Origin of the sequence: Streptococcus sp. UBA3373 (assembly GCF_002360305.1) — a bacterium.
Taxonomy (GTDB): Bacteria; Bacillota; Bacilli; order Lactobacillales; family Streptococcaceae; genus Streptococcus; species Streptococcus alactolyticus.
In genome coordinates this window covers 1-9,408 of the sequence record NZ_DEQF01000036.1, presented here as the reverse complement: position 1 = coordinate 9,408, position 9,408 = coordinate 1, and the positions used below count along the sequence as shown (strand labels likewise).

The 9,408-nt window shown below is 38.8% G+C and carries 10 protein-coding genes; 2 read left to right on the top strand and 8 right to left on the bottom strand.

Annotated features, from left to right (window positions below):
- Positions 1-227: 227 nt before the first annotated feature.
- The 7 genes from B3R79_RS05025 to yfmF all read right to left on the bottom strand — a co-directional run bounded on the left by B3R79_RS05025 (position 228) and on the right by yfmF (position 6,777).
- Entirely contained in the window at positions 228-1,022 is a 795-nt protein-coding gene (locus B3R79_RS05025) for an energy-coupling factor transporter transmembrane component T family protein (RefSeq protein ID WP_168261376.1), read from the bottom strand.
- A complete protein-coding gene (locus tag B3R79_RS05020; protein WP_293694115.1) occupies positions 1,015-1,857 on the bottom strand; it encodes an energy-coupling factor transporter ATPase in 843 nt (280 codons plus the stop codon). The genes B3R79_RS05025 and B3R79_RS05020 overlap by 8 nt, the downstream gene beginning before the upstream one ends.
- Positions 1,833-2,675, bottom strand: coding sequence for an energy-coupling factor ABC transporter ATP-binding protein (locus B3R79_RS05015; protein ID WP_154455082.1), 843 nt, complete (start codon positions 2,673-2,675; stop codon positions 1,833-1,835). Before B3R79_RS05015 ends, B3R79_RS05020 begins: the two co-directional genes overlap by 25 nt.
- Complete coding sequence (gene pgsA / locus B3R79_RS05010; protein ID WP_154455081.1) at positions 2,672-3,214, bottom strand: CDP-diacylglycerol--glycerol-3-phosphate 3-phosphatidyltransferase; 543 nt, start codon at positions 3,212-3,214, stop codon at positions 2,672-2,674. Before pgsA ends, B3R79_RS05015 begins: the two co-directional genes overlap by 4 nt.
- A gap of 13 nt (positions 3,215-3,227) precedes the next feature.
- The gene (locus B3R79_RS05005; RefSeq protein WP_293694112.1) at positions 3,228-4,172 is read right to left on the bottom strand and encodes a helix-turn-helix domain-containing protein; all 945 of its coding nucleotides are present in this window, start codon (positions 4,170-4,172) and stop codon (positions 3,228-3,230) included.
- Positions 4,173-4,239: 67 nt separating this feature from the next.
- Positions 4,240-5,532 (bottom strand): EF-P 5-aminopentanol modification-associated protein YfmH, encoded by a 1,293-nt coding sequence (gene yfmH, locus B3R79_RS05000; RefSeq protein WP_204984858.1) that lies wholly within the window; start codon positions 5,530-5,532, stop codon positions 4,240-4,242.
- Entirely contained in the window at positions 5,533-6,777 is a 1,245-nt protein-coding gene (gene yfmF, locus B3R79_RS04995) for an EF-P 5-aminopentanol modification-associated protein YfmF (protein WP_293694109.1), read from the bottom strand.
- 87 nt (positions 6,778-6,864) lie between these two features.
- Between yfmF and yaaA the strand changes: the two genes are divergently transcribed.
- Positions 6,865-7,236 carry a S4 domain-containing protein YaaA gene (yaaA, locus tag B3R79_RS04990; protein ID WP_154455077.1) on the top strand — a complete coding sequence of 124 codons (372 nt, stop codon included), beginning with the start codon at positions 6,865-6,867 and terminating at the stop codon, positions 7,234-7,236.
- Between the two features lies 1 nt (position 7,237).
- Positions 7,238-8,341, top strand: coding sequence for a DNA replication/repair protein RecF (gene recF / locus B3R79_RS04985; RefSeq protein WP_204984856.1), 1,104 nt, complete (start codon positions 7,238-7,240; stop codon positions 8,339-8,341).
- Positions 8,342-8,384: 43 nt separating this feature from the next.
- On the opposite strand, the gene B3R79_RS04980 is transcribed toward recF, so the two are convergent.
- A complete protein-coding gene (locus B3R79_RS04980) occupies positions 8,385-9,251 on the bottom strand; it encodes a GRP family sugar transporter (RefSeq protein WP_293694104.1) in 867 nt (288 codons plus the stop codon).
- Positions 9,252-9,408: the final 157 nt, after the last annotated feature.

The window sequence follows — 9,408 nt, the reverse complement described above, 5'->3', positions numbered from 1 at the left end:
TTACCCACTACAGAAATTATAGAGCCATATAATAAAGAAACTAGGCGAGGACAACTAAAAAAAGCACCTTACTGGTGCTATTTTCTTGCCCGCTGAACCCGTATTTTTTAATGTGTTTTAATGTAACTACTACATTAAGTTGGTAATTTTATATGTTTTTGTATTTTCACAATAATAGCGATAAACGTTGATACAACAGGCTTTGTTTATATTAGTAATTTTGTGCGTTAGTTTGAAAATAAAAATAAGGCTATTCCTAAGGCAAATAATACCATTAACGCCATGGTATCACGACTTTGCCATTGCAAGATACGGTATTTGCTTCTACCTTCTCCTCCTTGATAACCGCGTGCCTCCATCGCCAAGGCCAGAGCATCCGCACGTTTAAAGCTAGAGGCAAACAAAGGAATTAAAATCGGAATGATGGATTTTACCTTTTGGAGAAGGTTTCCTTCTCCAAAATCCACCCCACGCGCCCTCTGAGCGTTCATAATACGTGTGGTATCGTCCATCAAAGTTGGCACAAATCTCAAACTCAAAGACAACATCAAGCCAATTTCGTGAGCAGGTACCTTCAAACGTGCAAAGGGCTTCAAGAGTGATTCTACCGCATCAGCTAGACTCAGTGGCGTTGTGGTTAAGGTCAAAAGAGTTGAAAAACAGATAATCAACACAAAACGAATGAAAATCAAAATTGCTTGACTAAGCCCGTAACTGGTAATCTTTAGAAAACCAAGTTGAAAGTAAGTTTCACCACCATGAGTGAAAAACATCTGAAATAAGGTAGTAAATAGAATAATACCAATCATAGGCTGAATGCCCTTTAAAAAGAAGCTTAATTTTAACTGCGATAGCAAAATGATAACCAAAGTAAAGCCAATCATGATGGCATTGGTGACGACATTATTCGCCCAAAAAACGATAATGACATAAGCAATCATAGCCAGCAACTTACTTCTTGGGTCTAGTCGGTGAATCAACGAATTTCCTGGGACGTAGCGTCCTAGTATCAATTTATCCATGTGTAATAACCTCTACAAATTCCTCTATCGTAATCGGAAGATTCTCCAATTTTAGCCCCCTATCCACTAAATCTTGGGCAAATTGAGTGATTTTAGGGACTCCTAGTTGTTTGCTCTTCATAAAGGCAACATCTTGAAAAATAGTTTTAGGATGCCCTGAGCGGACCAAGTGCCCACCTTCTAGGATATTAACATGGTCAGCGTAGTTAGCAACATCATCCATTAAATGAGTCACAAGGACAATTGTCATGCCATTTTGGTGTAAGGTTTTAAATAGGGTCATTAATTCACGGCGTCCTTTGGGGTCAAGACCAGCTGTTGGTTCATCCAAGACCAAAATATCTGGTTCCATGGCTAAAATACCTGCAATCGCCACGCGCCTCATCTGACCACCTGAAAGTTCAAAAGGATTTTTATCAAAAAATTCCTGACTGATACCCACCATGGCTAATTTATCACGTGCGATATCTTCGGCTTCTTCTTTTGACACACCAAAATTTTGCGGACCAAAAGCGACATCTTTGAGAACGGTTTCTTCAAAGAGCTGACTTTCTGGAAATTGAAATACCAAGCCCACTTTTTTACGAACAGACTTGATCTCTTTGTTTTTAGAATCGGCTGTTATCTTAACATCATCCACCAACACACAGCCCTTAGTGGGGACATTTAAGCCATTTAGCAACTGCATAATCGTTGACTTTCCTGAACCTGTATGACCAATGAAAGCGGTATAAGAGCCCTCTGTAATGCTTAAGTTAATGTTAAAAAGGGCACGTCCTTCAAAAGGTGTCCCCGCTTGGTATGTATAATCTACGTTTTCAAGAGTAATTCCCATAATTGATCCTCTAAATCTTTTTCTGTCAGGTAGTTTTGGGTAAAATCAAAGCCTTTGTCTTTTAAAGCTGAGATGAGATTTGTCGAAAATGGAACATCAAGCCCCAAGGTTAGCAAGTCATCCCCTCTATTAAATAATTCTTCTGGGGTTGAGCTAGATTCCACTTTTCCTTTTTTCATGACCAAGACGCGGTCACTTAAAGCCACCTCATCCAAATCATGCGTGATAGAAACCACTGTCATCTGATATTGCTTGCGAATCTCTCTAATCGTTTTGATGAGCTCTAGGCGACCTTCTGGATCCAACATACTCGTCGCCTCATCCAAAATAATAATATCAGGCTGCATGGCTAGAGCTCCAGCGATAGCCACACGTTGTTTTTGACCACCTGAAAGACGTGACGGCTCTCGGTCAGCAAATTCAGACATGCCAACCAAGTCCAAAGCCTTTGCCACGCGTTCCTTCATCTCATCCAAGGGAATGCCTTTGTTTTCAAGACCAAAAGCCACATCGTCTTCAACCGTAGCGCCGACAAATTGGTTATCTGGGTTTTGAAACACCATGCCTATCTTGTGGCGAATATCCCAGACATTGTCTTCGGTCAATAAATCACCTTCGATAAAAATCTGCCCAGATTCTGCAGCCAATAAACCGTCTAACAAACGTACCGTGGTCGATTTTCCTGATCCATTATGCCCAATAATAGACAACCACTCCCCTCGTTTCACGTGAAACGATAAATCATCCAAAGTGTTGTGTTCTTGATTAACATCGTATTTGAAGGTCAAATGCTTCACGTCAATGCTATTTGATGTCATTTAAACGTATCCTCAAACAGGAATCCTGCTTTTCTGAAATAATCATACCCTGAGTAAATGGTGAAGATAAGAGCAACATAAAGTAAAATGGTTCCTATCAATGTGAAGTGACATAATAGGAAAATAATAGAAAACATTTGTGTAAATGTTTTGATTTTTCCAGGCATTTCTGCCGCCAAAACCGTTCCACCATTTTCAACTAATAACAAACGCAAACCTGTAACTGCTAATTCACGGCACACAATAATAGCTGCAATCCAAGCTGGTACCATATTCATAGCCACCAACATGATAAAGGCTGTCATGACTAGCATCTTATCTGCTAATGGGTCAGCAAATTTACCAAAATTGGTCACAACTTTCCAGCGTCTTGCCAAATAACCGTCTAAATAGTCTGTGATGCTCGCGATGGCAAAGATTGCCGCAGCGACAATATGACCAGTCATGTTATTCCAAAAAACCAAAACCAGAATAAACACAGGTATCATGACGATACGCGCCAAGGTTAGTAGATTGGGGATATTTTCTTTTTTTATCATGTTCATTTTCATCCTATTGAATATTAAGTGTAATATAACTCAAAGTTGTACTTGTGATGGCTGAAGTATCAACTTTTTGTCCGTTAATTGTTACTGTAACACCTTTTGTCACTCCTAGAGTAATCACTGATGATTTAGTTCCTGAAGCAAGGGTTGCAGAGTAACTTGTTGTACCTGTTGAAGAAAGGAGAACCCCTGAATCTCCTGAGGCTGAGTTGGTAACAGATACCCAACTGCTGTCAGCTCCTGATAACGAAATATCAACCGTCACAGTGTCTGGTACATTTGATAGATTCACAGTCAAATTGCTACCACCACCTTCTGTCGTCATTTTCAACTTGTTGTCAGACGATGATGAACTTGTTGACGTTGATGTTGATTCAGAAGAGCTTGAACTACTTGTCGACGATTTGCTATAAACGACAGAATAATCGGTATTCGCAGTGCGGCGGTCGCTTTGCAATTGATTCCACGTTACCAATGACACAAATGCCAAAATTCCCAAAGCCACCAAAGAAAGGAGGATAATCGGAATATAAGACGCTGTCACTTCTTCATTTTTATGACGGCTTGAACGTGAGCCAACTACCATATCATCTGTTCTCACGTTTTGAGAAACACGTTGTGTGCTTGTTGGTGTTTCTGTTTTGTAAGGGACTGCTTTAGAAGTAGGTGCAGCTTGTTTTGGTGCTGGTGTCTTTTTGTCTTCCTTAACAAGTTTAGCTGCTCTTTGCTTACGGTATTTCGCCAATAAATCAGCCGTATCCAAATGAACACATTCCCCATACTTTTGTATGAAATCTTCAATCTGATTTTCAGGAATTAATTGAAACTGCTCCAATTCCAAGGCTAACAGATAAGACGATGAAATGGAGGTTTTTTCTTCAACTTCTTCTAATGTGAGATGTTGTGCAACTCGACTTTCTCTTAAAATATCACCAATCGTTTGTTCTTTCATGTAAAGTTATCCTTTAATAAAAATATAATCAGTTCTATTATAGCAAAATTTTCACAGTATTTCGCTTTTATTTTGGCAAGATTGTGAATTCTGTGACGTCAGCTGTTTTCAGAAAATGCATTCCTGTTTCCACTACTTCTGTGAAAGTAAGACTTTCCAAGAGCGTTGGAATAGTAAAATAATCGCCCTTACCAAGATAATTCACAAACTGCATCCCCAACTGCTCAATAGAATCCAATTCTCTAAAAAATGTCCCGTATAATTCTCTTTTGACAATCGTAAAATGTTCTTCTGACAAGTCAGCTAAGGCTGCGCTATCATGACTAACCTTATCCAAATGCTTTCTGATTTGATTGAGCATGGCAATCGGTTCTAAAGTATCTAGCGACACCATGACAAATTGAAAGGCTGAGTGGATTTCCATTTCAAAATCAAACGAATCGTCGATATAACCTTTTTTATAAAGGTCTTGATAATAATGGGAAGTCCAACCAATCACCATACCAAAAAAGAGTTTTAAAGCCAGTTCTTGTCGCAAAACAGATTGGTGGCTCTCAAGCGGTTGCCCACGAAAACCAATAGCAATCTTAGGCTGCGTAATATCCATTTGAATATTGCTGCGTGGCACGACAGGGTGGTAAGCTAACGCCTCTTTTTCAATCACGCTCTTATCAGCAGGCGTTTTTTCCTCATCTTTTTCAGTCAAAGAAGCCAAAACAGCGTCTTTATCAAAATGACCGACCAAAACTAAGGTCATATTGTCAAGTTTATAAAACGTTTGATGACTCTCCTGCAAATCAGCCAAGGTCATTTTTTCCAAACTAGCATTGCTACCTGCGATATCTGTCGCCAAGGCTGTATTGGGGTAAAGATTTTCAAGAACACCTTGATATAAGCGATAATCAGCATCATCTTGATACATGGCAATCTCTTGCCTGATAATGTCTTTTTCCTTTAAAACCGATACTTCTGTCATAGAAGCTTCTAAGATAAAGTGCCGCAACACATCAAGGTTTTCATTGACCTTATCAACGGTTGAAAAATAGAAACACGTTTTATCAAAAGTCGTAAAGGCATTGACCTCAGCACCTAAATCAGTGAACTGAGTTGTAACGTCCTTTCCTTCTGCCATTTCAAATAATTTATGCTCTAAAAAGTGAGCCAAACCTTCTGTATCTTGTTTCAAATGGTTATTACTAATGAATTGGGTATCCATCGAACCATATTGAACGCTGAGTAAAGCAAAGGCTTCCTTAAACTCATTTTTTGGAATCAAATAGACGGTTAGACCATTTTGCAAAGTGGTTGAATAAACCGTTTCTTGACTATCTAAAAAAGTGTGTTCATTTAAAGTAACCATCTATTTTCCCTCCAAAAAGTAGAATGCTTGCAAGGCTATCTCTTTTGAATAAGCTACAACATCTGCTTTACAAACATTGTCAACCTCTTTGACTAAAGTGTCAACACCACGACTATCTATGCCATGATAGTCATTATACACCCGCTCAATAGTCGCTTTAGGCGAATCGCCAGATAGGACAACGTTTGTTTTTATCAGTTCTTTCGTACGGTTCAAAAAGGTTTCTGAGAATCGTCCTGATTTCAAATGGGACAATTGCTTGTTGATAAGTTTTAAAACCTTCATCTGATTCTCAGCGTCAATCCCAGCGTAAACATTGAGTAAACCCGTGTAAATATCAAAGCAACTGCCAATCGTATAGGCCAAACCTTCTTTTTCACGTAATTCCTCAAATAAACGCGAATGTGAAAAACCGCCAAATAAACCATTGAAGACTAATAAAGTCGCGTAATCTTCATCAAAATAGCGTGTTGGAAAATAATACCCCAACTGTAAGACCGACTGGCTGACTTCTCTCGTTTCTACCTGTTCTCGAATAACATTGCTCTTGTCTTGGTTGTAAGCAAAATGCAAGGTTTTGTCACGATTTTCAAACGGGAATTTATTGAACAACTGCAACATACGGTAGTCATCAAATTCTCCCAGTAAAAAGATGTCCAACTGGTCTTCTCTAAGCATTTTTTGAAATTCTTGGTAGGCGGTGTAGGAATTTTCAGCAGCAACCAAATCAGCCGTACCATACTTAGACACTTGAAAAACAGGGCTATCGTAGAAAATCTTCTTCAAGCCTAACTCACTACTGTAAAAACTATCATCATTATCCACTCGTAAATACTGAATCAAATTGGCTTGCTCAATGTCAAAAAGCTTCGTCTGGTACTGTTCAACAGTGATAAGAGGCAAAAACAAGGTGTGATACAAAAAATCAATAATATCTTCTAAAATATTTTCTCCTGTCTTGACCAGACGATTTTTCAAGAAAGAGATTTCGATATCCACGATATGCACTAAGCCTTTGGTTGAAACCTTAGTTGACAAACTAGCCCCGTAAAGACTAGCCAAACGTTCTCTGAATCGCTGAGCTGTCGGATAAGTCGCATTTGCCGTTGCTAAAATCTGTGCCACCAGGACACGTTTTGCTACGGTTTCCTGCTGAAATTCTCCCGAAAAGCGAAAGGTTAGGTGGTTCATTTTAAATTGTTCGTTTTGGATTAGGTGTAACGCCACGCCATCAACTAATTTCATGATAAATTCCTTACTAAAAAACCTTAATTACCTAAAATTATACCATGTTTATGTTATAATTACTTGGACTACAGAATGGAGAATGCAATGAAATACACATTATTTGATGATTTTATCACCTTACAAGCCTTGTTAAAAGAACTTGGCATTATCAAAAGCGGAGGTGCTGTCAAAGGCTACTTGGCTGAAACCGCTGTACTTTTTAATGGAGAGGATGAAAAACGCCGTGGAAAAAAACTTCGTGTTGGTGATGTTATTACAATCCCACACGATGCCCTTGAAATTGAAATCGTAGAACCAACACCTGCTGAAAAAGAAGAACACCAACAAGAAATGGCTGAAAAAAAACGTGTGGCTGACTTGGTTAAAACCTTGAATAAGCAAGCAAAAACCAAAACCAAGAAAGACCAACCAAAACAAAATAAAACACGCAAGCCAGTTCGTTTCCCAGGAACTTAACATGTGGATTCAAAAAATCACTTTAAAAAACTACCGCAATTACACTCAAGAAGAATTGACCTTTTCTTCTGGTTTGAATGTCCTTCTTGGTAAAAATGCCCAAGGAAAAACGAATTTCCTTGAAGCCATTTATTTTTTAGCTCTGACCAGAAGCCACCGCACACGAACAGATAAGGAACTCATTCATTTTCAACAGCAAGACCTTTCGGTATCAGGTTTGTTGCAGCGTTCCAACGGTCGAACAACCTTGGATATTCAGCTGTCAAGCAAAGGGCGCTTCACCAAGGTCAATCACCTCAAACAAGCCAAACTGTCTGATTACATCGGAACAATGACCGTTGTTTTGTTTGCTCCTGAGGATTTACAACTTATCAAAGGGTCACCTAGCTTGCGTCGTAAGTTCGTAGATATTGATTTGGGGCAAATTAAACCGATTTACCTATCTGATTTATCCCAGTACAACCATGTGCTAAAGCAGCGCAATACCTATCTCAAAACAGCAGCAAAAGTGGACGCTCAGTTTTTAGACGTTTTGGATGAGCAATTAGCAGAATTTGGTAGCCGCGTCATCCAGCAACGGTTGCAATTTATAGCCAGTATGGAACAAGAAGCTGACCGCTACCATCACACCATTTCAAACCAAACAGAGCACCTGAAAATACACTACAAATCTTCCATTCCATTTACAGAAACAACGAACTTAAAAGAACATTTTTTACAAGCTTTGCAAAAAGCACGCCAACCTGATTTACTCAAAAAAACGACCAGCGTTGGACCACATCGGGATGATTTAGCCTTTTTTATCAACGATATGCCCGCTGGTTTTGGCAGTCAGGGACAGCATAGAAGCCTAATCTTGTCTCTTAAAATGGCAGAGGTGGAACTTATCCAACAAAATACAGGCGATTATCCTATTTTATTACTTGATGACGTGATGAGTGAGTTGGACAATTACCGTCAAACAGAATTGCTCAAAATGATTATTGAAAAGAACGTTCAAACCTTCATCACTACGACAAGCCTTGACCATCTTACCCAAAAACCAAAAGACCTAAAAGTCTTTACCGTTACTAACGGCGTGATACAAGAAAAAGCTGAGTCTTAAGACTCAGCTTTTTTATTGCTTACGTTGACAAAGTTGTCAAGGCTTAATATGATTTAACAAATCCAAGTAAGACTGCTCCGACGATGAAGCAAGCAATACCAATGGTCAACCAACGCATTTCCTTGCGTGTTTTGGTTTCTCCCAAGAACAAGATACCACCAACGATAGAAATGACAACCCCTAATTGTGAGAAACTAAAGGCAATAGCCAATCCTGCTTTAGCAGCAGCTAAAAGCATAAAGATGTTACCAACTCCCCACATCAAACCAACCAAGGTATTTTTAAGAACAACTGGTTCAAATTGAATTCGGAATTTCATGAAAATCATAGCTCCCAAAACCATACCAACTGACATTGGGAAAATAACAGCTAGTGCGTCAAATTTCATGATGTTGTTAAACAAAATCGTGTATGACAAATAACCAACAGTTGAGTAAGTTAAGGCACGGAAACCTTTACCAAAGTCTGTCATTTCATTTGTTTCAGCGTTGTCAGAATCACGTTTACTTGTAAAGTAGAATCCGATAACCAATAAGATTAGGGCAATGATACCAAGTGTGTATTGAATTGGTTTGCTCCATTCACCAAAGACAATAGCACCAATCAAGCTACCAAATACCAATTGGGCACCACTAGACAATGGATTCCCGACAGAAACCCCCATATACTGCATGGCACGGAATTGACCGTTTTGCCCCATAGACCAAAGCATTCCCCCAATGATACCGAAAACCCAGAGGGAAACTGACATTTCTGGTCGAACAAACAACCAAACCACAAATGCAAACAAAAGGGCACCTAATGTCATCCCTAACGTTTGTTGATTGGGTTTACCACCAATTTTATTACTAACAAAACCAATACTTCCCCATGCGAACATAGGAACTAATGCATATAAAATACCTTGCATGTCTTCTCCTTTATTATCTTGATTTACAAATAGTCTAAAAAGTATCCGTTTACATTATGATGAAAATTTTTTAAACTTTTTTTGTAAACATAGTTATATATTTTACCATAATTTTCATTATTTTGTAAAGGAAATAATGGATTTATGTCAAATAAAA